Origin of the sequence: Pseudomonas coronafaciens pv. oryzae str. 1_6, assembly GCF_000156995.2 — a bacterium.
Taxonomy (GTDB): domain Bacteria; phylum Pseudomonadota; class Gammaproteobacteria; order Pseudomonadales; family Pseudomonadaceae; genus Aquipseudomonas; species Aquipseudomonas tremae.
The window spans coordinates 2,900,783-2,926,597 of the sequence record NZ_CP046035.1; the positions used below are offsets into that span (position 1 = coordinate 2,900,783).

At 59.4% G+C, this 25,815-nt stretch carries 21 protein-coding genes and 2 pseudogenes; 9 read left to right on the forward strand and 14 right to left on the reverse strand.

Features of this window, described 5'->3' with window-relative positions; all coding sequences use genetic code 11:
• Positions 1 to 6: 6 nt before the first annotated feature.
• From POR16_RS13110 to POR16_RS13150, 9 genes are all read right to left on the reverse strand, one after another.
• The gene (locus POR16_RS13110; RefSeq protein ID WP_005894206.1) at positions 7 to 915 is read right to left on the reverse strand and encodes an ABC transporter permease; all 909 of its coding nucleotides are present in this window, start codon (positions 913 to 915) and stop codon (positions 7 to 9) included.
• Positions 912 to 1,865 (reverse strand): ABC transporter permease, encoded by a 954-nt coding sequence (locus POR16_RS13115; RefSeq protein ID WP_005894205.1) that lies wholly within the window; start codon positions 1,863 to 1,865, stop codon positions 912 to 914. Before POR16_RS13115 ends, POR16_RS13110 begins: the two co-directional genes overlap by 4 nt.
• A 79-nt stretch (positions 1,866 to 1,944) precedes the next feature.
• Positions 1,945 to 3,588 carry an ABC transporter substrate-binding protein gene (locus POR16_RS13120; protein WP_005894204.1) on the reverse strand — a complete coding sequence of 548 codons (1,644 nt, stop codon included), beginning with the start codon at positions 3,586 to 3,588 and terminating at the stop codon, positions 1,945 to 1,947.
• Between the two features lie 188 nt (positions 3,589 to 3,776).
• Positions 3,777 to 4,637 (reverse strand): GNAT family N-acetyltransferase, encoded by an 861-nt coding sequence (locus tag POR16_RS13125; RefSeq protein WP_005894203.1) that lies wholly within the window; start codon positions 4,635 to 4,637, stop codon positions 3,777 to 3,779.
• 115 nt (positions 4,638 to 4,752) lie between these two features.
• A complete protein-coding gene (locus POR16_RS13130; RefSeq protein ID WP_122381163.1) occupies positions 4,753 to 6,078 on the reverse strand; it encodes an NAD(P)/FAD-dependent oxidoreductase in 1,326 nt (441 codons plus the stop codon).
• 20 nt (positions 6,079 to 6,098) lie between these two features.
• The gene (locus tag POR16_RS13135; RefSeq protein ID WP_005894200.1) at positions 6,099 to 6,818 is read right to left on the reverse strand and encodes a cupin domain-containing protein; all 720 of its coding nucleotides are present in this window, start codon (positions 6,816 to 6,818) and stop codon (positions 6,099 to 6,101) included.
• 39 nt (positions 6,819 to 6,857) lie between these two features.
• Positions 6,858 to 7,814 (reverse strand): cupin domain-containing protein, encoded by a 957-nt coding sequence (locus POR16_RS13140; RefSeq protein WP_201769832.1) that lies wholly within the window; start codon positions 7,812 to 7,814, stop codon positions 6,858 to 6,860.
• A gap of 37 nt (positions 7,815 to 7,851) precedes the next feature.
• Complete coding sequence (pdxA, locus tag POR16_RS13145; RefSeq protein ID WP_005894197.1) at positions 7,852 to 8,847, reverse strand: 4-hydroxythreonine-4-phosphate dehydrogenase PdxA; 996 nt, start codon at positions 8,845 to 8,847, stop codon at positions 7,852 to 7,854.
• On the reverse strand, positions 8,844 to 9,911 hold the full coding sequence (locus POR16_RS13150; protein WP_024669318.1) for a four-carbon acid sugar kinase family protein: 1,068 nt from the start codon (positions 9,909 to 9,911) through the stop codon (positions 8,844 to 8,846). The genes pdxA and POR16_RS13150 overlap by 4 nt, the downstream gene beginning before the upstream one ends.
• 111 nt (positions 9,912 to 10,022) lie before the next feature.
• Between POR16_RS13150 and POR16_RS13155 the strand changes: the two genes are divergently transcribed.
• A complete protein-coding gene (locus POR16_RS13155; RefSeq protein ID WP_024669319.1) occupies positions 10,023 to 10,901 on the forward strand; it encodes a LysR family transcriptional regulator in 879 nt (292 codons plus the stop codon).
• Between the two features lie 230 nt (positions 10,902 to 11,131).
• Here the strand turns inward: POR16_RS13155 and POR16_RS13160 are convergent, their stop codons facing one another.
• From POR16_RS13160 to POR16_RS13175, 4 genes and pseudogenes are all read right to left on the reverse strand, one after another.
• Positions 11,132 to 12,769, reverse strand: coding sequence for an ABC transporter substrate-binding protein (locus POR16_RS13160; protein WP_005894191.1), 1,638 nt, complete (start codon positions 12,767 to 12,769; stop codon positions 11,132 to 11,134).
• Between the two features lie 119 nt (positions 12,770 to 12,888).
• The gene (locus POR16_RS13165; protein ID WP_024669321.1) at positions 12,889 to 14,166 is read right to left on the reverse strand and encodes an NAD(P)/FAD-dependent oxidoreductase; all 1,278 of its coding nucleotides are present in this window, start codon (positions 14,164 to 14,166) and stop codon (positions 12,889 to 12,891) included.
• A gap of 70 nt (positions 14,167 to 14,236) precedes the next feature.
• On the reverse strand, positions 14,237 to 15,154 hold the full coding sequence (locus POR16_RS13170) for a GNAT family N-acetyltransferase (RefSeq protein ID WP_122381164.1): 918 nt from the start codon (positions 15,152 to 15,154) through the stop codon (positions 14,237 to 14,239).
• Between the two features lie 35 nt (positions 15,155 to 15,189).
• Positions 15,190 to 15,870, reverse strand: a pseudogene (locus POR16_RS13175) (NAD(P)/FAD-dependent oxidoreductase); the annotation flags it as partial.
• 682 nt (positions 15,871 to 16,552) lie between these two features.
• Here POR16_RS13175 and POR16_RS13180 point away from each other — a divergent pair.
• From POR16_RS13180 to POR16_RS13210, 7 genes and pseudogenes are all read left to right on the forward strand, one after another.
• Complete coding sequence (locus tag POR16_RS13180; protein WP_234887611.1) at positions 16,553 to 16,711, forward strand: hypothetical protein; 159 nt, start codon at positions 16,553 to 16,555, stop codon at positions 16,709 to 16,711.
• A gap of 406 nt (positions 16,712 to 17,117) precedes the next feature.
• Positions 17,118 to 17,831, forward strand: coding sequence for a GntR family transcriptional regulator (locus POR16_RS13185; protein ID WP_024669325.1), 714 nt, complete (start codon positions 17,118 to 17,120; stop codon positions 17,829 to 17,831).
• A complete protein-coding gene (locus tag POR16_RS13190) occupies positions 17,828 to 18,841 on the forward strand; it encodes an ADP-ribosylglycohydrolase family protein (RefSeq protein ID WP_122311733.1) in 1,014 nt (337 codons plus the stop codon). The genes POR16_RS13185 and POR16_RS13190 overlap by 4 nt, the downstream gene beginning before the upstream one ends.
• Positions 18,842 to 19,000: 159 nt before the next feature.
• Positions 19,001 to 20,470 carry a purine-cytosine permease family protein gene (locus POR16_RS13195; protein WP_122381165.1) on the forward strand — a complete coding sequence of 490 codons (1,470 nt, stop codon included), beginning with the start codon at positions 19,001 to 19,003 and terminating at the stop codon, positions 20,468 to 20,470.
• A complete protein-coding gene (locus tag POR16_RS13200; protein ID WP_005894179.1) occupies positions 20,460 to 21,386 on the forward strand; it encodes a PfkB family carbohydrate kinase in 927 nt (308 codons plus the stop codon). Before POR16_RS13195 ends, POR16_RS13200 begins: the two co-directional genes overlap by 11 nt.
• Positions 21,387 to 21,536: 150 nt before the next feature.
• Positions 21,537 to 21,668 (forward strand): annotated as a pseudogene (locus POR16_RS13205) (TetR/AcrR family transcriptional regulator); the annotation flags it as partial.
• A gap of 82 nt (positions 21,669 to 21,750) precedes the next feature.
• Positions 21,751 to 23,604: an ABC transporter ATP-binding protein gene (locus POR16_RS13210; protein WP_024691136.1), complete on the forward strand. Its 1,854-nt coding sequence runs from the start codon at positions 21,751 to 21,753 to the stop codon at positions 23,602 to 23,604.
• 55 nt (positions 23,605 to 23,659) lie between these two features.
• Here POR16_RS13210 and POR16_RS13215 read toward each other — a convergent pair whose 3' ends face one another.
• On the reverse strand, positions 23,660 to 24,772 hold the full coding sequence (locus POR16_RS13215; RefSeq protein WP_005894177.1) for an NADH:flavin oxidoreductase: 1,113 nt from the start codon (positions 24,770 to 24,772) through the stop codon (positions 23,660 to 23,662).
• A gap of 137 nt (positions 24,773 to 24,909) precedes the next feature.
• On the opposite strand from POR16_RS13215, the gene POR16_RS13220 reads away from it, so the two are divergent.
• Complete coding sequence (locus POR16_RS13220; protein ID WP_042932704.1) at positions 24,910 to 25,794, forward strand: LysR family transcriptional regulator; 885 nt, start codon at positions 24,910 to 24,912, stop codon at positions 25,792 to 25,794.
• Positions 25,795 to 25,815: the final 21 nt, after the last annotated feature.

Sequence of the window (25,815 nt, forward strand, 5' to 3'; positions counted from 1 at the left end):
CTCCATCTAGCGATTGGATCGGCCGCCGAAGCTGTCGATGAGCAGGTTCACACCCATAGTCAGGGTGGCTATGGCGACCGCCGGTACCAGCACGGCCGGGGCCCCCGCCGAAAGGCCATCGATATTTTCCCGCACCAGCGAACCCCAGTCGGCGTCCGGTGGCTGCACGCCCAGCCCAAGGAAACTCATGGCGCTTAGCAGCAGCACCACGTAGACGAAGCGCAGACCAAAGTCGGTCAGCACCGGGCGCAGCATGTTCGGCAGTACTTCGATGAAGATGATGTAGGGCATGGCTTCGCCTCGAGTACGCACAACCTGGATAAAGTCCATGGTCATGACGTTCACCGCCGCTGAACGCGCCATCCGAAAGGAACCCGGCATATAGGCGAATGCGGCCATCAGCAACAACAGTGGTACCGAGGAGCCGAACGTAGCCACTATCAGCAGGGCAAAAATCTTGTTTGGAATCGCGATCAGCGCATCCTGGGTACGACTTATGAATGCGTCGACCCAGCCACCGGACGCAGCCGCCACCAGCGCCAGTACGACGCCAGCAGTGCAGGCTATCGCTGTGGCCGTCAACGCCACACCGATGGTGAAAGGCGCGCCGTGCAACAAGCGGCTGAGGATATCCCGCCCCAGGTAGTCGGTACCCAATGGGAACGCCAGGCTAAGCGGGCCGAAGTAATCATCACTGATCATTGCGTTGGCATCGTAGGGCGCCAACAGGGGCCCGGCGACGGCCATTAGCGCCCAGAAGGTCACGATCAGCAAGCCGATGACGCCGCCTATAGACAGGGACAGCCGACGCCCGCGTGTTCGCAGCGGCTGGCTCGCTCCATCCTCATCCTGATTCCGGCCGTTATCCTTGCCACTGCCGATACTCGTTTTAGGTGAAATACTGTTCGGTTTCATTTGCGCAGCCTCGGGTTGGATAGGATTGCACAGAGGTCAGCCAGCAGAACCAACACCAGAAAACCCAGGCTAAACAACATCACGCATGCCTGTATCAATGGCATGTCACGCGTGACTACACCGTTTACCATCAGTGTTGCTACGCCCGGATAGTTGAAGATCGACTCGACTATGACTACGCCGCCCAACAGGTACGACAGGCTCAGCGCTATGGCATTGGCGATCGGCCCGATAGCATTGGGTAATGCATGACGAAGCACTACCCGTATCGGCCCTGCCCCTTTGAGCGTCGCCATTTCGACATAGGAGGCGCTGAGCTGATCGACCACCGCGGCCCGCGTCATGCGTGCCATCTGCGCCGTCAGTACGCAACACAGCGTCAACACCGGCAACGCATAGACGTGAACCAGTTCGCCAAACGACTCGGTCTCGACGCTACGCGACAGCGCCGGCAGCCAGCCCAGCTTGACCGCGAAGATCAGTACCGCGACGGTGGCGATCAGGAACTCCGGCACGGAGACAGCGAACACCGTCAGCATGTTGCTGTAACGGTCGAAGATTGAGCCGCGGTACATCGCTGACAGAATGCCTATGACCAACGCCAGCGGCACCGAGAACAACGCGGCGATCGCTCCCAGTTTCAGGGTATTGGGCAGCCGGCTGGCGATCATCTCGTCAACCGGCATACCGTTGACCAAGGAAACGCCAGGATTACCGGTGATCAGCCCGCCTAACCAGTTCACGTAACGCAGGTGCACGGGTAGATCAAGGCCTAACTGCGCGCGCAGCGCCGCCAGCACTTCTGGCGTTGCCTCTTGGCCGAGCTGTTCCTGGACCGCGTCACCCGGTAGCAGGTTGGTGAGGAAAAACACCACGAGCGAAACGAAAAGCAGCGTTATCACGCCTACAGCCAATCGACCACCAACCAAGCGTGCAATAGTACTGTTCATAATTCATACCTTCACTTAGTGGCGCCTGCATAAGCTGCAGGCGACACCCTGGTTATCGAGCTGTCGTTTCCCTAGTTGCTCAGGCATCCAGCCAGACGTTCTCGGCGAACATGTAACCCATCATCCCACCGAGTGGATGAGGGGTAAGTCCTTTCAACTTGACGCTGTGGCCATCGAGGCTGCTGTTGAACTGCGCAATACCGACACCGCAGTGTTCATTCACCAGCACCTGCATATCGCCATACATCTGCTTACGTTTAGCTTCATCAGTCTCGCCGCGCGCAGCGACCAGCAACTGGTCGAACTGTTCGTTCTTCCAACCCGATTCGTTCATGCCCGCGCTGGACTGGTAGAACAGGCTGAACATCAGGTCGACGGTCGGGCGCGCGCCGATGTTGCCGAAGTACAACGGATGCTTCATCCAGTGACTGGACCAGTAGCCATCCGCTGGCATCCGTTTGATATCCAGCTTGAGGCCGATCTGCTGCCCGGAGAGCTGCAGCAACTGCGCGATGTCCACTGAGCCAGTAGCGGCGTCGGAACACACAAGGGGCAAGGGACGTCCGGCCATGCCGGATTTCTGCAGGTGGAACCTGGCCTTATCCAGGTCGTACTCACGTTGTGGCAGACCAGCGAAGTAGTAACGATTGCTGGGGGCGACCGGCTGGTCGTTGGCGATCACGCCGTAGCCCCGGAAAGCAACCCGATTGATCTGTTTGCGATCTTGCAGATACTTCATCGCCAGGACAAAGTCCGGGTTCTGCACCGGGCCCAGATTGTCGCGCAGCCCTAGATTGGTATAGCCACCGGTCGGGGTCTCCATCAACTCTACCTTGGCACTTTCCTGAATGCGCGCAACCGAACGCGGATTGATCGGATTAATCAGGTCCACATCACCGGCAAGCAGGGCACTGATACGAGCAGCCTCGTCGGGGATCGAGAAGAATTCGATCTCGTCGAGGTAAGGCAGGCCCGGCTTCCAATAGCTGGCGTTGCGCGCACTGATCGAGCGCACGCCTGGCTGGAATTCCGCACATTTGAAAGGCCCGGTGCCGTTGGCGATGGCGAAATCGGTGGTACCGTCGCGCACGATGAGAAAATAAGTAGTGGCAAGGATCGCCGGCAGGTCGGCATTCGGGCTGACCAAGCGGATCTGCACCTCATGTGGTCCAACGGCCTTCACCTCCTCCAACTGCTGCGCAATGGCCACCACCCTGGAGCCAGTCTCCGGTAGCTTGTGGCGGTTCAACGAATAGACGACGTCGGCCGAAGTGAATGGCCTGCCATCGTGGAATACAACGTCCTTGCGCAGCTTGATGGTCCAGGAGATCGCATCATCTGTATCGAACGACTCCGCCAGAGCCATGCGCGGCGTCAGTTGCGCGTCCAAGACCGCCAAGCCGTTATAGAACATGTTGTGCCGACAGTAGTCGGTGTAGTTCGCGCCCTTTGCCGGGTCCAGCGTATCGGCGGTCGAGCTTGTCGATGTGGCAACCTTGATGCGGCCACCCTGCTTGCCTTGACCCGTACTTGCTGAGGTTGCGGCGAACACTTGGCCGGCCGAACCGAACAGGCTGCCCGCGCCAGCGGCAGCAATCCCTGCGACCCCCAGCATGCGCAAGGCATCACGGCGCGACATACCACGATTGAGCCCTTCAAAAACACGCAGGCTTTCTTGGCCTGTGATCAATTGGGAGTCGACTTTGTTTTTATCGTCAGTCATATCGGTTCTACCGTTTGAAGGTTCGAATGCTCCCGCATTGCCGAAGCGTTTTTGCAACGTGACGCAACTGCATAAATTCAGTGTATTGGTCCCGTAATCGTTAATACGCCATTACCTTCGTCAGGAACCAGGATTTGCCGAAATGCCCAAGAGTGGTCAGGAATAGGTAGACGGCATTGCGGCCGCGCTCAACCTAGGGCCTGGCTGAAGATCGCATATTGCTTGACCGTGTCGTCCGATACCGGTGCCTGGCCGCGAACCATGCGCACCGAGGGCCCGGCTAGTGCCAGCCCGAGGCTTTCCACCCAAGTGCCAAGGCCGCTTTCGCCGGTCACATCGACGCGCACGAAGGAACCGGAGTAGGTTCGCGCCCAATGGGCGATCAGGGCCTTGGCACGCTGTGTATCGGGGGCCACCACTGGGCCGATCACACGGCCGAGGCCGAAGGGGCGCATGATGGAGAATCCGATCGCTTCGCCATTCTTTTCGATCAGTACGCCCTCGGCCACATTTAGCACTTGCGCCATAAACTCTTCACGTGGCATGCCAAGGGCGCGCGTTGCCAGTGCCGCCAGCGCTTGCAGATCGCCGGCCGCAACCGGACGGATGCGCTCTCCCGCGGCAAGTGCAAGTGGGGACGGTTGCTGCATCATGCCCTGATGATGGTCGACGGTGCCGGTCGGCACGAAGCCCAGCTTTTCATACAGTGGCTGTCCGACCGGGGTGGCCGTGAGCAAGATGCAGCGCTCGCCCAGTTCCTCAAGCACCAGGTTCATCAGTTCGCGACCGATGCCCTTGCCTTGCCGTTCCGATGACACAATGATCATGCCGAGCGAGGCATGGGTATTGCCGAATTTCCAGCACAGCCCGGTGCCAGCCAGCGTACCGTTTTCCTGCGCCACGAAACCCGTGCCGAGGCGGTACATTAACTGCCAGTCTTCGAGGCGATGCGCCCAGTACACCGCCTGCGACAGTTCATGTGCCGAGGGAAGGTCATCCTCAGTCATCCGGCGATAAGTGACGCCGGCATTCCTCGTTTGATTGGTCATGGTTTCTCTCCTCGGACTTGCAACATTCGCAGGATCCTGGCTTCTTCCCGGAACGGTGTGCCGTCATCGGGACTCCGCGAGAAAGCCGTTTCAGGCTTGGCTGGGTGGGTATGGCCTAAAAATCAGCGACCTTGCCCCATGCGGAACTGCTGAACCGGCCCGGCCGGTACGGTACAGGGTCAACGATCGGTTCGGCACCACTGGCAAGGTCAGCGATCAGGTGGCCGGCTCCAGGTGCAATGCCGAAGCCGTGTCCGGAAAAGCCTGCTGCGAGGATGAAGCCTGGCACCCCCGGTACCTCGCCGATGCCGGGAACACCGTCCGGTGTGCAGTCGACGAAGCCGGCCCACGCGTGCGTGATCTTTGCATCGTGAAGCTGGGGCAACAGTTCAACGGCGCGGCGGTGGGTCTCCCTGATCGTGGACAAACAGGGCTTCGGATCGAGGATGCGCATCCGCTCCATGGGGGTCGGCGCATCGAGCCGCCAGCGCCTTAGCGTTTCGTGCCCACCCTGAATGCCTTGCAGGCCTCCCGGAAGAAGGTTGCGCCAGCGCTCCGCGAACATGGGCAAGAATTGCGGCGCGAATCGCATGAACTGCGGCGTCACGTCCACGCGTGCGCGGCCGCTGATGGCCAATGCGTAGCGTCCGTCGTTGCGGCGCGTGAAGGACACGCCTTTCGTAAACAGGGCATCCGGCAAGCAATGTTCCACAGGGGACACGCTCAGGATCGATTGGCGTATAGAAGCCTGGGGAAAACGGATGCCCAGCTGACGGCAGAACGAGGAGGCCCAGGCCCCACCGGCAAGCACAACCGTCTTGGTCTTGATGACCCCGGCTTCGGTCACCACGCCGCTAACCCGCCCGCCTTCGGTCTCGATGCCGCGGGCGGCACAGTTCTGGTGGACACTGCCGCCGAGCTTTATAAGCGCAGCTGCCACGGCCGGCGCAGCCTTACCAGGATCGGCGGTGCCATCGGTGGGCGAGAAGACGCCGCCCTTCCAGGCGCGACCGGTCGCTTGCCCCTGCTGGGCGGCCTCGCGGCTGCTTAGCATGTGGGTTGTCACGCCGGCGCTCTTGGCAAAATCATGCCAGCTGGCCCAACGAGAAATCTCAGCCTCGTCGTTACTAAGAAACAAGAGCCCGCAGCGACGAAAACCTGTGTCTTCACCGCTCTCAGAGGCAAATTGCTCCCAGAGATCAAGGCTCTTGCTCGCCATGGGCAGTTCGCGGGCGTCGCGGTTCTGCTGCCGGCACCAGCCCCAATTGCGGCTGGACTGTTCAGCCCCAATCCTCCCCTTCTCGACCAAGGCGACGGATACGCCGCGCTTGGCCAGGTAGTAGGCGGTAAAGACACCGATGATGCCGCCGCCGATCACGACGACCTCGGCGGAGGCAGGTGGCTTGGAGGATGTGTTAATGTGGTTCAGTGGTGGGGACATGATGGGTCTCGCTAGTCAATTCAGGCCTGGACGCTTTGGGTCACATAGAACTTCGCCACGCGATCGCTGCTTTCCCATCCAACCTGCGCGCCTTGAGGCACGAACAGTGCGTCGCCAGTGCCCAGCGACAGCACGCAGCCATCAGGAGTCGCGAACCGCACGCCGCCGGCCAGCAGGTACATGAATTCGTTGATGCGATGCGGGCGAACAATCCGGTGGTACGGTGTCGAATCCCAGGTGCCCGCGCTGTACTGCGTGCCGTCCTCGGTGAATACATTGTCCTTGCGGCATTGCGGGGGCTGGCTCAGCAGTGCCTCTGCGGGCAGCGAGGCGGATGGCTTGAAGTCGGCGTCAGCGTATAGCGGGAACAGCCCGCGTCTTGTCGGCTTGTCGCAAGCGGCCGCGCAAAACACGAATCGCGCGCCCGATTCGGCCTGGATGCGAAGCTCCGTACCGCACCCGATGACAGCACCCGCTTGCGGGCCGAGCACCAGCGGGGCCGCTCCGGCTGCGGTCAGGGTCAGCTCTCCCTCGACGACGACAATGGTTTCGTTGTGAGGGAAGCCCGGAACTTCAAGTTCACCGATGAAACTGGTTCGACCCGCGATCATCGAGTCGGCTCCTTCCCAGGCAATCTCGCGATGTCGTGCAAAAGGATCGTCCTTACCGAACGCCGCTTGGCGGAAGGAAGTTGAAACGGGTGCACCGTCGGCGCGATGCAGCACTTGGGCTACGGTCATGATTGCTCCTGCGCGTTGCGCGATGATTTCTCTGAAGACCTAGCCGGCGATTGCCAGCAACACTTCACATGCCTCTGCGTCCAAAGCCACCGCACAGTGCTCAACGCCATGCGGTACGACGATGAACTCTCCCGGTTCGACAATCTCTTCACGGTCACGGAATTTCATGAGCAGCCGCCCCCGGTGAACAAAAAACAGTTCATCGTCGTTCTGTCGAAATGACCAGTTGGAGGCGCCCTTGAACATGGCGACCTTGATGTGCGTGTTGTTGATCTGCCCCTCGACTTTGTCGGCAAACACGGTTGACAGGTTCTTCTTGCGAATTGGCGAAAGATGCTTGTTCAGAGCGGCGACGTCGCGCAGGATTGCGTTGAGCTGACTGGGCACGTCCTTCCCATCGGCAGGGTATTGGCCGTCCAAGGCCGCAGTCCCGATCGTGAATCCAGCTGCGCCTGCACCCTGAACTATTGCAATTCTCTCGGGGCTTGCGATTGAGCCTGCAACGTAGACAGGCTTGGAGACTGCAGCACAGACGGCCCGCATCAACTCGGGCACGTTCTCCGCCGAACGGTATGCCAGCAGATCCAGGCCGTGCACACCATCGCGCGCTGCCATCGCCTTGGCGCTGTCGACAATCTCCTCGATGCTGCCTTCCAGCACGCTCGGGTGACCGGTGATCAGACCGGGGAAGGGAAAGTACTGGATGCCGGTCTCCTTGATGATCGGCAGCACGTCATCGACCCGCGTGCCACCAAGAAGAATGTCGACGCCGATCTCGACAGCCGCCTTCGCTGACACGATTTCGCTTTCTCGGTCCAACGACACGACCTCCAGGTAGGAGGTGGCACCGCCCGCCTTGATGGCTGCATTGAGGCTCTTCAACTGCTCGATCGGCAAGCCGATGTCCTTGAAGCCGATGTGTCGAACACCGAGGTCGAGCGCCGTTTGGAGTTGCTGCGATGCGTCTGCAACCGTGCGGTCATTGCGCGTGAGCATGAAAATGAAGCGAAGTCCCATGATGGTTCCCTTTCAATTAGTTTTGCGTGGCCTGCGCAGCTACAAGACGCTTTGCATAGGCAAGTGCAGTTTCCAGGCTGGCGTGGTCGGCAATACCCCGGCCCGCGATGTCAAACGCCGTGCCGTGATCCGGGCTGGTGCGGACAAACGGCAGGCCCAGTGTGATGTTCACTCCTTTTTCCAGACCGAGATACTTCACAGGGATCAGCCCTTGATCGTGGTATTGGGCTACGACGACATCGAATCTGCCCATCCGTGCCTGCATATAGACTGTGTCGCCTGGATGTGGGCCGCTGGCATCTATACCTTCGGCACGGGCCGCTTCAATTGCAGGCAGGATGATCCTGATTTCCTCATCGCCAAACAGGCCGCCTTCACCGGCGTGCGGATTGAGACCTGCAACGGCTATACGTGGGCTCGGGAAGCCGAGCGCCTTCCCGCCCTCGTGGGCAAGGCGGATGGCCGACATCTGCGCGTCGAAATCACCCTGTTCGATCGCTTTGCGCAGTGAGGTGTGGATCGTGACGAGCACCGTACGGATGTCGTCGTTGGCCAGCATCATTGCCACACGACTGGCGCCGCCATACTCGGCCAGAATTTCCGTATGGCCGGGGTAGCGAATTCCGGCGCTGCTCATCGCCTCCTTATTGATCGGCGCCGTGACGATACCGCTCACCTCTCCGGACTTGGCTGCTGCTATCGCTGCAACGATGGCATCGAAGGCCGCCTGCCCGGAAATCGCGCTGATCTGCCCGAGTGGTGGAGGCTCGACGATCCGGGTGGCCTCGATGACTTCAATGACGCGCGGCTGGAACTGCGCCGCATCGGGCACATCTATGCGTCTCACCTCGATGTCCAGGCCCAGCCGACGCACGATGTCCTGCATCACGATACAGCTGCCGAACACGACCACGCGTTCGCCGCCCTTCGCAAGTAACTTCGCAACGATTTCCGGCCCAATGCCGGATGCATCGCCCATCGTCAGGGCAATTGGAGGGAAAATATTTTTCATAGTAAATCCTTGTGTATGGCTTGGGCTGCACCGCGTATCTGCGCGATAGCGCGCTCTAGAGAGTCGTCACTGCCAAAGCCACCGGCTTTCATGGCAAGCAGGAGCGTGCGTCCCCCGCCAAGCTTGGCGCGAGAAAGAGGAAAACCGGGTTCCAGTTCTTGCAGGACCTCGAACTCACGAACGTTGAGAAGATCCAGGACAGCTTCCATCGTGTCGCCGCCGGTGGCGATTAACGCGCCGAAGCGTGTATCTTGAAGTTCGCGCGCCGCGTCGTCTGCAATGCGGCGCAGCACCGCAGCCGGGTCGCGCTCGCGCGTAGCTGGTCCGCGCAGCAGCGTGACGCTGCTGAGCTCCCGGACCAGATCTGCCTGTCGATGGCTGCGCGGATTCGCGCTTCCAATGACGACCAAAACATCGTTACTGATGCAATCAAGCAATTGCGGTGCAGTCTTCGCCGGCACAAAACGCCGCGCCAGGGCTACCGCCATTCCAGGAGAGCCAAGCCACAGGATAGATTCTGGGTCCTCGATAGAAGCAATTTGCGCGTCGAGTTCTTCCTGCGTTACCGCATCGAGCAGCGTGACATCCTTGATGCAGTTCGGGACCAGGTCGACAAGCGCAGAATGCCGCGCCGGGTGCACAGGGTCTTGGCCATACACACTCTCGGAAACCGGGATACCGTCAACAAACTGAATTCCGCCCACCGTCGTACGTCCGGCTTGGGGAAAGGCTGGTGCGAACACCAGTGATCTACGGCCGCTCGCCGCAAAACATGCCTCAAGCTCTTCCGCGATATTGCCGCGTAGCGTGGAGTCCACCGTCTTGTAGAACACGGCGCAACCGGAAAGCAGTGAGGTCAATCGTGCGACCTCCTCACAAGCTTGCGACAAAGTAGCGGATCGCGAACCGCTATCGACAGCGACGACCGCTGCTGTTTGACGTGGAAGCTGGCCCCTTCCGATTTGCGCGCTCAGTCCGCGAGCGACGAAAGGTGCCGCGCCATCTGCCGCACTGGTCAGATCGTCGGCGAGGATCCCGATATTGGGTTGATTATCTGTAAGCATTAGGCCCCCAATATTCGGTTGATGTCTTCTACACATGTATCGATTGTAAAAATTCATTCACACTATAAAAAGCGATAGTTTCTGATCACTATTGGTGATAATTTCTCACCAATGGACCATTCAGAAATACCTTCGCTCGATGACCTGCGAGCATTCGAAGCAACAGCGCGGCTGGGTTCAGTCCGGCGTGCCGCTGACTCGCTCGCGCTCACGCACGGCGCTGTCAGTCGCCGCATCACCAAACTCGCCGACGACATCGGGGTCAAGTTATTCGAGAGGAATGGGCGAGGCCTGCGGCTCACACCGGCCGGCGAGACACTCAACCTCACCCTTGGCAGGTTTTTCGGCGAGTTGGCCGCCACCATGCAAAGCCTGCGTGCTACCAGTGTCGGGAAAACGGCCCTGGTGCTCTCCTGCGAACCTTCAGTTGCCATGCGCTGGCTCATTCCGCGGTTGGGGGGATTTCAAGTGGCGCATCCAAACATCGCCCTCCACCTCTCCGTGGGTGGCGGGCTGGTGGACTTTCGCAAAAGTCAGGTGGATCTCGCTATTCGACGGCTAGATTTCGCTGTGCCCGAGACGTGGAATGTCCGGCCCCTTTTCCCCGAAAAGGTTGGGCCTGTCATGAGGCCGGAATTGGTGCCGAATTTCGAACGCGGCGACTATCTTGCTCTCGGGTCGAAGACGCGACCTGACGCATGGGCGCAATGGCTGAGTACCCATCCGTCGGCGCTTCGGCCCACAGAAATCCGGTACTACGACCATCACTCTCTGATTGTCGAAGCTGCAGCTGCAGGCCTTGGTGTCGCCCTCAGCCCGCTGATACTCGCTGTTGACGATGTGGGACGAGGAAGCTTGGCGGCACCTGCTGGCTTTGACCCTGACGGCAGTCAATATGGGTTGATATGGTTAGGGTCGAATGAACTGCAAGGTGTGGAGTTTGAACTCGCTGAGTGGCTTCTAGCGCAGTTCAGCCACCTAAGGCCCTAACTCCTTCGAACAGATCGCACCGCAGCTCAAAATCGCGATCTCACATTGACTGAAAGGCTGCCACAAAGTGGATGAGCCGCGCACAACTGCTGCCACCCGTCATCCAGCGCGGCGATCAAAACTCCAGCTGACCCAGGCAGGTTTCACCTGCGTCTGGATGACTTCAACAACCGCAGCGTTGCCACCGCGATGCATTTGCTGGTGCTGTTTTCTCGAAGTACCGCCTCTGATTAAGCATCCAGCCAGACTTGCTCTGCAAACATGTAGCCCATGAAACCACCCAGCGGGTTGCTGCCGTAGCCTTTGATGCGCTGATCGATACCGTCAATATTGCTGATGAAGACCGGAACACCGATGCCGCAATGTTCGTGCACCAGTGCCTGCATGTCCGCATACATTGTGCTGCGCTTGGCCTCATCGGTTTCAGCACGGGCCAACACCAGCAACTGGTCGAACTTCTCGTTCTTCCAGGCGGACTCGTTCCACGGCGCGTTCGACTTGAAGAACTGCGAGAACATTACGTCGGCGTTCGGCCGTGGGTTGATGTTGCCGAAACTCAGCGGATGCTTCGCCCAGTGATTGGACCAATAGCCGTCACTGGGCATGCGGTTGACATCTAGCTTGAGCCCGGCCTGTTTCGCCGATTGTTGCAAGAGAACCGCCATATCCACCGAGCCGGTCGCAGCTGGCGCAGCGTACACCGGCATGCTGATGCTCTCAATACCGGCCTTTTTCAGAAGGAACTTGGCTTTTTCCGGGTCGTAAACTCGTTGTGGCAGATCAACATTGAAGTAACGCGAACCAGGCGAAATTGGATGATCGTTACCGACCACGGCGAAACCCCTGAAGACGGCAGATACAATCTGCTCACGATCCAGCAGGTATTTCATCGCCAAAGTGAATTCCGGGCTTTTACCAGGCATTTGATCCTGGCGAATGATCAGATCGGTGTAGTTTCCAGACGGCGACGAAATCACCCTGTGAGTGTTGCTGGCCTTGATGCGTACTGTGGAGCGCGGATCGACTTCATTGGTGATATGCACATCGCCTGACAGCAGCGCGTTGATCCTTGAAGGTTCGTCGGCAATACCGATGAATTCGATCTCATCGAGGTAAGGCAAACCCGGTTTCCAGTATTGGATATTGCGTACGGCAATCGAGCGCACGCCGGGCTTGAACTCCTTGACCTTGAACGGCCCCGTGCCGATGCCCAGGCTGAAGTCGGTGGTGCCCTCGGGAACAATCAGAAAATGCGACACTGCGAGAATCGACATCAGCTCGGCGTTCGGGCCGCTGAGACGTATCTGCACTTCACTTTCGCTGATCGCCTTGACCTCGCTGAACTGCTCTGCCAGCGACAGGACTTTGGAGCCTGCGATGGGATCCTTGTGCCGTAATAAAGAAAACACCACGTCGGCCGCCGTCAGGGACTTGCCATTGTGGAAGGTCACCTCTTTTCGAAGGGTGATCACCCAAAGTGTGGCGTCGGTGGTTTCACAGCGCTCGGCCAACTCCAATTGCGGGATCATACGACTGTCGAAACGCGTCAAACCGTTATAAAACATGAAATGCCGAGTGTAATCAGTAGAACCGGAACCCTTGGCGGGATCGAGGGTGTCGGCAGTTGAACTGTTCATGCCCGCGACGCGAATCCGCCCGCCCGGCTTGCCTTTAACGGGGGCTGCGGCCTCGTCCGCGAACAGCTTCCCGGCAGCGCCGAATAGACTGCCGGTTCCGGCGGCCGCGACACCGGCGACTCCTAGCATTTGCAACGCGCTGCGCCGAGAAATATCACGGTTAAGGCTTTCGAAGACGCGCAGGCTTTCCTGGCCGCTGATCAGTTGGGAGTCGATCTTGGTATCAGTCATTTCAGTTGTACCTGCCATAAGTGAGGAAAGCGGAGTGTCCCGGCCAAGCGGAACGTCCTTCAAACGCGCACGACGGTGATGCCAACATCAACAAACAGGGGGATACTTCAGGTCGCGGCTTAACGCACCAAGTCCTGAAACCGGTAATAGGCGCCCACTAACGGCAGAAACCATGGGTTGCCAAAGTGCCCCGGGATGGCAGGCCAGGTGAAATCCTTCCACGGATTGAGGTCGGCGCGGCCATCGAGCACCTCGGCCATGATCGCGCCCATGTAGGTCGCCATGTGCGTCCCATGACCGCTGTAACCCATGGAATAGAACAGCCCATCGTGCTCACCGGCACGAGGCAGGCGGTCGCGGGTCATATCCACCATGCCTCCCCAGCAGTAATCGATGCGTGTACCGCTCAGCTCAGGGAAGATATCGATCAGTGCCTTCTGCAGGATCACGCCACTTTTCATGTCGGATGCCGGGTTCGACTTGGCAAACCGCGCACGCCCACCGAACAACAAGCGATTGTCCGGGGTGATCCGAAAGTAGTTAACGAAGTTTTTCGTATCGGTGTACATGCGCCGATTCGGCACCAGACGGTCAAGCACTTCAACAGACAATGGCTCGGTAACGATGATAAAAGCGCCCACGGGCACAATGCGTCGGCGAAACCACCCCAGCGGTCCGACTGCGGACGTGCCAGTCGCCAGTAGCACCTGTTTGGCACGCACCTCGCCGCGCGGCGTCTTTACCTGATGCTCAGTGCCTGTGTGACGCGCCAGGCCAAGCACCGGTGCATCTTCATAGATGCGCACGCCACGCCGGGCCGCAGCCTCCGCAAGCCCCTGACCATAGCGACCTACGTGCATGCCGGCACTTTTAGCAAAGACCAGACCACCGAAATAACGGTCTGATCCGACTTCGCTGCTCAGCTGTTCCCGAGTCAACATGAACGTATCGGGGTCGCATTCTTTTTCCATGAGTGCCTGGGATCGGGCCAGCTTGTCAAAATGCTCAGGTTTGGCCGCCAGTTTGAGCTTGCCGACGCGTTTAAAATTGCAGTCGATGCCCTCCTCCGCGATCAGCGATTCGACCTTACTGACGCCGGCGTCAAACGCGCGAAACAAAAGGTTCGCACGCTCGCGCCCGATAGCGGTAGACAACGCGTAGTAGTCTTGGGCAAAACCGTTGTTACACATTCCACCATTGCGTCCGGAGGCTGCGTTGCCAACCAAACCAGCCTCGAACACGGCAACCCTTGCACCCTTTTTGGCCAGTGCAATGGCGGCGGACAAACCGGTAAACCCGGCGCCGACGATCGCCACATCGACCTCACCGCTGGGCGCGTCACGTTCACCCGCTGCGAACCTGGGAGCGGTATCCAGCCAGTAGGGCATCATTTTCATACGCAACATCCATTACATGAGGGTGAGTGAGCCGTTCGCGCAATGCAGAATCTGTGAGTAGTTGCCTGCATCAGCCGATCGACTGGTTGGACAGGGCAAATAAACGCGCATCAGTTTCAGCAGAGTTCGGGGGGGAGTGCGTGGTGCGCACCATGGGGGTTGCATAGCCAACGCAAGGCAGACCTAGCTCGGTCAACCAGTTTGACAAGCGACTGCTGTCGGTCACGTCGATGCGAACGAAACGGCCTCGATGGGCATGCGCCAGTGCGCCGATAAGCGCTTTGGCATCCGGCACCGCTTCTGGCCCACTGGCAATTACCGGGCCGATGACCACGCCACGGCCCCATTCGCGGACACAACCGTAAGCCAACACACCGGCACCTCGATCGACGACCAGGATGCTGCCGATGTCGAACAGGTGGCTTAACAATGCGCTGCGGTCCCTGCCTGTGGCCACCCTGTCCAGCTGTCGCACGGCCTGCTCGTCGCAGGGCTGCATGCTTCGAAGGTGCAAGTCATCGGGGACAAAATGCGATGCCTGCTCCAGCACCGCCTGATGCTGATGGAGCTGCCCGTGGGCAACGAACCCGAGTCGGGTGTACAGCGCCAAACCTTCTTGAGTCGAGTTGAGAATCAGCGTTCGCTCGCCCGTGTGCTGCAACACACTGTCCATAAGGGCGCGTCCGATACCCTTGCCCTGCACAGCTGCCGAGACAATGATCATGCCCACCGAAGCGTGACTATCGCCCTGCAGCCACCATAGGGCAGTGCCGACCAATTGGCCCTCTACTTCCACCGCGAGACCGGCGCCAAGATCGAAGGCGAAGCGCCAGTCAGCCTCCCGGTATGGCCACGCCAATGCAGATGAGAGGCCGATGGCCTGCGGTAAATGGTCAGCACGCAATGGCATCAACTGTGGGGCCGCAGAGCCAGCTGACGCAGCATGCCGGGGCTGGGATGGGGCGGTCAGATCGGAGTGCTTCAACATAACGAAGGTTCCTGTGAGTCAAGCTGTGTGTACGTTTAAAACTCCGCAACCTTGCCCCAGGCAGACGATTGAAAGCGGTTCGGGTGGTAGGGCTGCGGATCAACGATCGGGGCTTTGCCGCTGACGATGTCGGCAATCAAATGACCTGCGCCTGAAGCAATCCCGAAGCCATGTCCACTGAACGCGGATGCCAGCACCAAACCAGGCAGGTTGTCCATTTCACCAATGCCAGGAACGCCATCAGGCGTGCTGTCTACATAACCGGCCCAAGCGGCAGTGACCGTCGAATCTTTCAACGCCGGAACCAGCTCCACTGCACGTTTGTAGGTCAGCGCCACCGACTTGGCAGCTGCTTTCGAATCGAAAATCCGCATCCTCTCCATTGGCGTCGGCTGGTCCAGGCACCAGCGTTTGTGGCGCTCGTGACCCGAGCGCAGGCCCTCCAGGCCACCCGGTGCGAGGTTGCGCCATCTGCGCTGAAACACAGGCAGAAACTGCGGGGCGAAACTGAGCAACTGTGGCGTCACATCAGCATGTCCTCTGCCGCTGATCGCCAGCGTGTAACTGCCATCGGCGCGGCGCGTCATGGAGGCGCCAGCTGTGTGAAGCGCACTGGGTATTTCCTCGCGCGGGGCACTGACTGAAAGCACGGTCTGACGAATCATGGCCAGGGGAAAGCGAATGCCATATTGACGACAGAACGAGGAAGCCCACGCTATCGACCGCGACTTGCAGCGATAGCTCAACTGGCGTGTCCTGAGGATTAGCGATTTTCAAAACAGCGGATTTACCGTCCGCACTGTCGCAGCGAAAGGTATTGCCTTTTTCTGTAGCGAAGCGGGTCAGATCAGCTTTTATCTCAAACTGATCCAGCAGTATCCGACCGGTCTCCTCTAACGAAACCGGGGTAAATGTGGCTGCCAGATCGCCCTGTAATACCGCAAGGCTGTCGCTGAAATTGCACTCCCGCATCTCTCGCATCGCTGAACTCCAGGCTTTGGAAGGCTATCCACAGCAGGCTTCTGATAGCCCTATATTGTGCTACAACTTATTTTATTGAAAGAGGGAAATGAAAAATAATTCTATTTTCAAGCAAAAAACAGATCCGTGCTGGACCTAAGTACATGTTTTACTCGTTAAACCTCTGACAAAATTTTTCGATGTTTTTTTGATTGTTGAACAATATATGCGCAGAGATTGAGCTCATTTGCGATTTAGCAGATTGGTCACCAGACCTTGCCGGAAAGTACGCAGCAGAGGCGTGGATGCAAGGGCTACATCGGCCTCCAACTGCGATGCAGTTGAGGTAAAAGCTTTCCAAGCAAAAAAATGCCAGATAAGCAGCACCCACAAACCGGACGGCAGAGTTGTCACGTCTGACCTTGGCATCAGAAAGGTGTGTTCGCCAAGTGGGACGTGTTTTTCAGCGCCTTGGCCAGGACCGGCTTCGACGGTATCGTCACCGCGTGCGTCTTCGGCTGGGAAGCGCGCGCTGACGCCTCCGGGCGCTTCATACGCCAAGAGATCCAGTCTTACATCGACAAGTACTTAAAGTAGAGGAAATGGAACAGCGCTTCATCTGAGCGAACGGTTTCAAACACGCCCGCCCCACGAGCGATCAGCGAACGCCATAACCTGCCCCATCGAGCGATTCAAATAGCAAGTAACACGCACTGCTGACGAGTCTCCGGAGCAATCAGGCTGGCAGACACTCGTTTGCTCCCGCCCGTCTAGCGTGATACCGACGAGCCCTCCTGCTGCACCAATGGGGTTGTCGACACAGCACTATCCAAGTATCGGCACTGCTCCGGATATGGTGCGCTGGCCCCCGCATCCTTCAAAGGCGTTCAAGCTCGCGGATACGACTTTCGCCCATTATCAGTGCCTTGCTGGTAAGTCGCGTGGCGATGTGGCATGCAAAAACAGCTTGCATTCATATCCACCTTGCCACTATAAATTGTACATGACTAGACAGGTTCGATTCGACAAGAAAACCCAGGTGATCAATGAGCTGATACGCCGTATCGAAAGCGGCCAGATGAGCTCCGGCGCCCTGCTCCCCGGAGAAAACCTCCTGGCCCAGGAATTTAACGTCAGCCGCGGCACGCTGCGTGAGGCGTTGTCCGAGCTCAAGCGGCGTAACTTCATTGCCACCCAGACCGGAGTGGGCTCAATCGTCACCTACGACGGCTTTAGCCTGGATCAGCACGCTGGCTGGGCCCAGGCTCTTGCTGACACTGGCGCCGGCGTGCGTACGGAAATCCTGCGTCTGGTAGCGGTGCAACGGCCCGACCTTGAAGTACGCCTGGGCACCTCCAGCCTGGTGGCCCTGGACCGCCGCCGTATCGCCGCCGATGGCAGTATCGTTTCCCTTGAGCGCGCATTGATCCCTGCGGTCGATGGCCTGGAAGACCTGCCGCAGTACGGCCTGCTGGAGGACTCACTGACGGTTACCATGGCTGCCCACGGTTTCATTGGCGACAAGGGTGACCAGTGGATAGGTGCAGAGCCCCTGAACAGCGATGACGCCGCGCTACTGGCGCGCGACCCCGGCACGGTGTTTCTCAAAGCCGTGCGCACGACATTTGACCGCCGTGCACGTTTTATGGAGCACGTAGAGAGCCTGTTGGACCCCGTGCATTTCCGCCTTCATCTCGCCTTTGGATCCTCCACATGAGCTCAGCATTTCTACAAGACCGAGGCCTGGGTGCCTTTTATGGCCTGGCCTTGGGCGACGCCTTGGGCATGCCGACGCAATCGCTGCCGCGCGCATTGATCCTGCAACGCTATGGCCATATCAGTACGCTCATCGGCGCCGATGCTGATCAGCCGATCGCACCTGACATGCCGGCGGGCGCCATCACCGATGACACAGAACAAGCCATTCTGGTGGCACACCTGCTGGTGGCCGGCGGCGGTAGCATTGACCCCTCAGCCTTGGCCCACAGCCTGATCGAGTGGGAAGCCGCCATGAAAGCCAAGGGCTCCCAAGACCTGCTGGGGCCTTCGACCAAGCGCGCGATTGAAATGATCCTTGATGGTCACAGCCCTGAAGAGGCTGGCCGCTTCGGCACCACCAATGGCGCAGCAATGCGTATTACCCCAGTGGGCATCGCGGCCGACGTAGGCAATCGCGAGGCTTTCATCAAACAGGTGGTGCAGGCCTGTCAGGTCACCCATAACACCACACTGGGCATCTCCAGCGCAGCGGCGGTCGCGGCTGTGGTGTCCGCCGGGATCAATGGCGCCCCCCTGGCCGAGTCTCTGGAGATTGGCGCCGAGGTGGCCCTGAGTGCCGAACGTCATGGCCATTGGGTTGCGGGTGGGCGTATCGGCGCGCGCATTCACTGGGCCAAAGCACTGTGCGCCGACTGCACCGACGAACAGTTGGCCGACCGGGTTCACGATGTGATTGGCACCTCGGTCGCCTCACAGGAATCGGTGGTCGCAGCGTTCACCCTCGCCCACCGCGTGGCCAGCAGCCAGCTCAGCCCGTTCGATGCGGTATGCATGGCGGCCAGCCTGGGCGGTGACACCGATACGATTGCTGCCATTCTGGGCGCCATGCTGGGCGCCTGCACCGGCATGCAGGCATGGCCGAGGGCGTTGATCGAGCAAATTGATGCGGTCAACGCGCTCGAGCTCGCCCCCTTGGTCGATCAACTGCTGGCCCTGCGCGCCGGTTGACGGGCCGAGCGCTGCTCGCCCGCTGGAACCAGATCACCCTCGCCCTCGGACTTCCGAACGGCGATCAGGCTGCCCCTTACTCAGGAAGGCCTGTTTGCACTGGATTGCATCTGCTGACGTACTGCCACAACCACAATAAAGGCAATAGGAGCAACGCAAATGAATACATCTTCCGCCTCTCAAGGTGCGGGTCAGCTGGAAACCCGTGGCATCGAGCCGGTCCCTGAAAACGAATGCAATGGCCACCCGTTGCAGTTGTTCTGGGTCTGGTTCGCCGCCAATATCAGCATTCTGGGCTTGCCGCTCGGGGCCACCCTGGTAGCGTTCCAGGGGCTGGCCATCTGGCAGGCCATTATCGTCGCCATCCTAGGTGCCGCTGGCTCATTCGCAGTGGTCGGGGTTATCTCGATTGCCGGACGGCGTGGTCGTGCGCCAAGCCTGACGCTGTCCCGCGCCATCTTCGGGGTGCGCGGCAATATCGGGCCCACCCTGGTTTCGCTTATGTCGCGTCTGGGCTGGGAAACGGTCAATACCACCACCGCCGCGTTCGTCTTGCTGTCACTGTTCGCGATCCTTTTCGGCACCCCCGTAGAGGCGAAGAACGCGCCCGGCTTGACCCTGTTGTTCATCGCCTTGTTCGTGCTGCTGACCTTGACCGTCTCAGGCCTGGGCCATGCCACATTGCTGGTCATCCAGAAGTGGGCGACTTACCTGTTTGGCGCTCTGAACCTGATCGTTGGTGGTTTTCTGCTCACCCACATCGACTGGAACCTGGTCTTCGACGCGCCTGCAGCTCCGTTGAGTGCCATGATCATTGGTGTCGGCACCATGGCTGCCGGTACAGGTATCGGCTGGGCCAACGCGGGCGCCGACATGTCGCGCTATCAGCACGCCAGCGTGAAGGCCACTCGACTGGTGGCCTCAGCGGCGTTTGGTGCAGGGATCCCGCTGATTTTGCTGATCACTCTCGGCGGTCTGCTGTCGGTGGGCAACGACCACCTGGCTTCAGCCACCGACCCGATCATCGCCATTCGCGAAATGTTGCCCACCTGGATGGCCGTGCCCTATTTGATCACTGCGTTCGGCGGCCTGCTGTTGTCCAATAACCTGTCGGTCTACTCGGCCGGCCTGACCACCTTGACCCTCGGCCTGAAGGTCAAGCGTGTACACGCAGTAATCGTCGATATCGTCGCGATCTTTGCGGGTTCGATCTACTTCATGCTGATCGCCGACAGCTTCTACGGCCCCTTCATTACTTTCATTTCGATGCTGGCGGTGCCCATTACCGCGTGGGTCGGCATCTTTGTCGTCGACCTGCTGCACCGCCACGTTTACTCCCCTAAAGACCTGCTGGACCAGACACCACGCAGCGCCTACTGGTATCGCGGCGGTGTCGAATGGCGCGTGTTGGGCTCGTGGGCACTGGCCATCGTGCTCGGTTTCAGCTTCACCACCGTGGCCACCACCCCGGAGCATGTGCTGTTCAAAGGCTTTCTCGCCGATACCTGGCTGGGTCATAACGGCCTGGGCTGGATCGTGACCTTCATTGTCGCCGGTGGCCTGTACGCGCTACTCGGCGGCGCGCGTGACCGCCGCGTCAGTACCCAAGAGGCTGCCCATGCCCGCTAAATTGTTCTATACAGGCCAGGTTGTGGTTGACCTTGTCATGGCCGTCGACCACCTGCCGTCATCGGGCGGAGATGTGCTGGCCAGCAGCGCCACGTTCGAGGCCGGAGGCGGCTTCAATGTCATGGCCGCTGCCTGCCGCAATGGCTTGCGCACGGTTTACCTGGGCCGCCATGGCCAGGGCCGCTTCGGCGATCTGGCTCGCCAGGCCATGCGCGACGAGGGTGTGGAGATTTCCACAAAGCCGGTTGCCGGTGAGGATACCGGCTTGGCGGTCGCCTTGGTGGAAGCCTCGGCAGAGCGCTCGTTCATCTCCTATGTGGGCGCTGAAGGTGGTTTGTCCGCCGCTGATCTGCAGGGAGTGCAGGTCAGCGCCGAAGATTACGTATTTGTCAGCGGCTATAGTCTGGCACACAAAAACAAGGTAGCAGCCTTGCTCGCCTGGCTGGGCGGTTTACCCGGTGGCACTGCTGTGGCCTTCGACCCAGGCCCATTGCTTGATGCTGTTCATGGCGTCGAGATGCACGCTGTACTTCCATTGATCAGCCTATGGTCCAGCAACCGCGAAGAAGCCCTGCGCTTCACGCAAACCCAGAGGCCAGCCGACGCCCTTCATAGCCTGGCCTCCATTCTGCGCGAAGATGCTCTTATCGTGATTCGCGACGGCCCCGCAGGTTGCTGGGTCCACCATGCTGGACAGACACGGCACATACCCGGCTTTGCCGTCACGGCGCTTGACACCAACGGCGCCGGCGACGCCCATGCAGGCGTGCTGCTGGCCGAATTGGCCAGGGGCAGTAGTGTCGACCGGGCGGCCCTGCGCGCCAATGCGGCAGCGGCAATTGCGGTCACACGTCGAGGTCCAGCGACGGCTCCTGGCCGTGAAGAGGTAGACGCGTTGGTGGGGGCCGATGCCTAGGCTCTCAAGTGAGCATGAATGCCATCAGGCATATGGCTTTGAAACGGTCCTCATAGAATTCAAAGCCACCCATCGGCGCTCCCCGTCACCCTGATAGATTCTGCTTCCCTGCATTTATTCCTTTCTCATCGAGCACGCCACGTCTGCATCGTGCTCGACCGTTTTCCCCCGGGATTGTCTACACTGGCGCGCGATGGCGTGTCACATGCCACACTGGATGCCGCAGTGACCCAGGTAATGGGGCTTTGGGACAGCCGGCATACTGTTGCTGATGATCAATGAACCGGAGCCTCGGTCCGGAAGATTCTCGGAGAGCGTCCAAGACGCCGGAATTCTTGCACTGAATATTTTTTTGGAGACCTCCATGCTTCGCGCGTTTGAAAAATGGCTAGACCCCTTCCCGCCTGACGAAGTCCCGCCTCCGCCTGACGGCCTGGTACGGTTTCTCTGGGCCTGTACGCGGGGCGCCAGGGGTTATGTCCTTGCGCTTGCACTGCTCAGTGCCGGCGTGTCGATTTACGAAGCCTGGCTGTTTTCTTTCCTCGGGCAGGTCGTGGACCTGCTCTCGACCTGGCAGGCTGGCGGCGATGCTGCCTTACAGGAAAGCCATGTGCTGTGGGGCATCGGCCTGGTGTTGCTGACCAGCATCGGGCTGGTGGCCTTGCGCACGATGGTGCAGCACCAAGTCTTGGCGATCAACCTGCCACTGCGGCTGCGCTGGGACTTCCATCGGTTGATGCTGCGGCAAAGCCTGTCGTTCTTTTCCGACGAGTTCTCCGGCAGGGTCACCACCAAGGTGATGCAGACGGCGCTGTCGGTGCGCGACGTGCTGTTCACCCTCATCGAGATCGCGCCCGGAATCGGGGTGTACTTCATCGCGATCATTGCCCTGGCCGGCGCCTTCGACCTGAAGCTGATGCTGCCTTTCCTTGCCTGGATCGTGTTGTTCGGCATGGCCATGCTGTACTTTGTGCCTCGCCTGGGCAAAGTCGGCCAGGAGCAGGCCAATGCGCGATCATCGATGACCGGGCGTATCTCGGATGCCTACACCAACATCACCACGGTGAAGCTGTTCTCTCACTCCAAACGTGAGGCACATTTCGCGCGCGCTGCGATGGAGGATTTCAAGCTGACCGGCTTGCGTCAGATGCGCCTCGTCAGCCAGTTCGAAATCGTCAACCAGGCGTTGGTAGTGGCCTTGATCATGGGTGCAGGCGGCTATGCACTGTGGCTGTGGCACCAGGGTCAGATCGGCACAGGTGCCGTAGCGGCGATCACTGCCATGGCGCTGCGCATCAACGGCATGTCGCACTGGATCATGTGGCAAATGACCTCGTTGTTCGAGAACATAGGCACCGTGCAGGATGGCATGGAGACCTTGACCCGAGGCCCCAAAGTAAAGGATGCACCGGACGCCGCCGTTCTGACGACCAAGGGTGGCGCGGTGACGTTCGACAATGTGGGCTTCAACTACAACGGCGAACGCCAGGTACTCGATGGTCTGAACCTGAGCATTCGTGCGGGTGAGAAAATAGGGCTGGTAGGCCGCTCCGGCGCCGGAAAATCCACCCTTATCAACCTGCTGTTGCGCTTCTACGACGTCGATAAAGGCTCGATCAGCATCGATGGGCAAAACATTGCGCACGTTACCCAGGACAGCCTGCGCAGCGCCATCGGCATGGTCACTCAGGACACCTCGCTGCTGCACCGCTCCATTCGCGATAACATCGCTTATGGCCGTCCCGACGCAACCGATGCGCAAATACACAGCGCCGCGGTCAGTGCACAGGCAGACGGGTTTATCAGTCAACTGAGCGACAAGCAAGGCCATAGCGGCTACGACACACTAGTGGGTGAGCGCGGCATCAAGTTGTCTGGCGGCCAGCGTCAACGCGTCGCGATTGCCCGGGTGATGCTCAAGAATGCCCCGATCCTGCTACTCGACGAAGCCACCAGCGCGCTAGACTCGGAAGTCGAAGTCGCTATTCAGGAAAGCCTTGATGACATGATGCAGGGCAAGACCGTGATCGCCATCGCTCATCGGCTGTCGACGATTGCGGCCATGGACCGGCTTATTGTCATGGACGACGGGCGAATCATCGAACAAGGCACGCACAGCGAACTGCTCGGGAAAAATGGTGTTTATGCGCGGTTGTGGCATCACCAGAGCGGCGGGTTTCTTGGAGAAGATCAAGGTTTGACGGACGTCATGGATTGAGCCATAGGCGTGAACAGCCCGGAACGGCTGTTCACGCAAGGCAGCCTGTACTCGCTCAACTCGCCATGTTGAACGCCAGCTCGCGGTCTTTGATGTTGGCAATCGGCCCGAGAATGGATGGATCAAAGTCGCGGACTGCGCCTCCCTCAAGCAGTAGCCGAGGCAGATCCGGGTTGGCCAGTGCGCCCTTGCCCACGGCGATGATGTCTGCGCCGTCTTGGAGTACCTGCTGGGCTTTATCCGGTTCGTGCAGCCCGCCATTGGCGATCAGCGCAACACCGGGGGCGTAGCGACGGGCCAGCTTGACCAGGCTGGCTTCACCCTGGGGGAAAGCAGGCTGGCATGCTTCATGTTCTGTTACATGAATGTAATCGACACCGGCATCGGCCAGCGCACCGAAGATGATTTCCGCATCGCGCTCCCCGCCCGCCCATTTATGCTCAAAATCGTTAACCTTGCCTTGTGAAAGACGTACTCCGACCGGGGCCTGCCCAGCGACTTTTTTGACCTCGGCGATGACCTCAAACGTGAGGCGAAGGCGCTGTTCGACGTCGCCGCCCCATTGATCCGTACGCTGATTGCTGTAGTCGGTCAGAAACTGATCCAGCAGGTAGCCGTTCGCGCCATGAATCTCGACACCGTCAAAACCCGCAGTGCCGATAGCCAGCTGTGTGGCACGGACAAACCCTCCAATGACGTCGGCGATATCCTTGTCACTCAAGGCACGCGGAACACGGTAGCTGCCCTCGCCGTAATAGAACGCCATTTGTTCGCCTTTGGGGCGAATGGCCGAAGGGCCGATAGCTTCGTTGACAAAGCGATTAGCCTGACTGAGCGCGCCCGCGTGCATGATTTGCGCAATCACGGCACTGCCATGACGATGAAGTGCCTCGGTAGTAGCTCGCCACGCCTGGGCCTGCTCGTCGTCGGTGATCCCGGGCTGGAACCGATATCCCTGGGAAAAACTGCGATCGGTGTAGTTGCCCTCAGTGATGATCAGGCCGAAACCGCCCTTGGCAAAACGCTCATAATACCGGGCCATTGCGTGTGTGGCACAGCCTTCTTCGGTCGCACTGACGCGTGTCATGGGCGCGAGCGCATATCTGTTCTTCAGTTTCAGATGACCTATATCGAACGGGGCGGTAACGTGCTTGCTTATCTCGCTCATACTTCTAACCCTCACGGTGCAGATCGCCTGCGAATTGCCGCAGTCATAAACACAACCTGCACGACGGTAAGTGCATGAGCAGCTCATTGGAACCCAAGCGTTCCGATAAAGCGGTTTAACGATAATGGATAGAATCTGTGCAAATTTCTGACGTAGAGGTGTTCGCAGCCATTGCCTCCGGCAGGAGCCTGTCCGACGCGGCCCGGCGCCTCGGGCTATCTCCCATGGCAGTTTCCAGACGCCTGGCTGCGCTGGAAAACGACCTGGGAGTGAGACTGGTTCATCGCACTACCCGTTCAGTGTCGCTGACGCCCGAGGGCGAAGTCTTTCTGCCTCACGCCAAAACCATGCTTGACGCAAACGAGACCGCTCGCGCCACGCTCAAGGCCGATGCGGGCACAGCCAGCGGCATTTTGCGGGTAACGGCGCCGAGTGTGTTCGGCCAGACAGTCATCATGCCCATGCTGCCTGCATTGATGCTGGAAAACCCGGCGTTGAGCATCGATCTGACCCTGTCAGACAGCATCGTGGACATTGCCGGGCAGGGAATCGATGTCGCCATCCGGATTGCCACAATACGCGACTCGGCACTGGTCGCCAGATCACTGGCGCCCAACCCTCGGGTGGTGTGCGCAAGCCCTGACTACCTCGTGCGGCGCGGCATGCCGTTGGTTCTGGACGAACTCAGGCACCACCAGTGCATCGCCTTGCAGGCAATGCCCTTCTGGTCGTTCACCCGGCACGGCGAACCAGTGACCGTTCGCGCTCTGGGGTCGTTCTCTGCCAACAGTGTCGAAGCCGTTCGCACAGCGTGCAGACAAGGCATGGGGCTGGCCATGCTGACCTATTGGGATGTTCAACAGGAAATTAACGAAGGCAGCCTTCGGCGAGTGGACCTGGAGGATGTCATCCCCGAACAATTGTCTGTCACGGCTGTCCTGCCAACCCGCCAGCGTGTGCCTCACCGCGTGCGCCTGTTCATTGACCGCCTTGAAGCAGAGCTCAAGAAGAGCGCGGTTTGACTCAAAACAGTAGCGGCGATA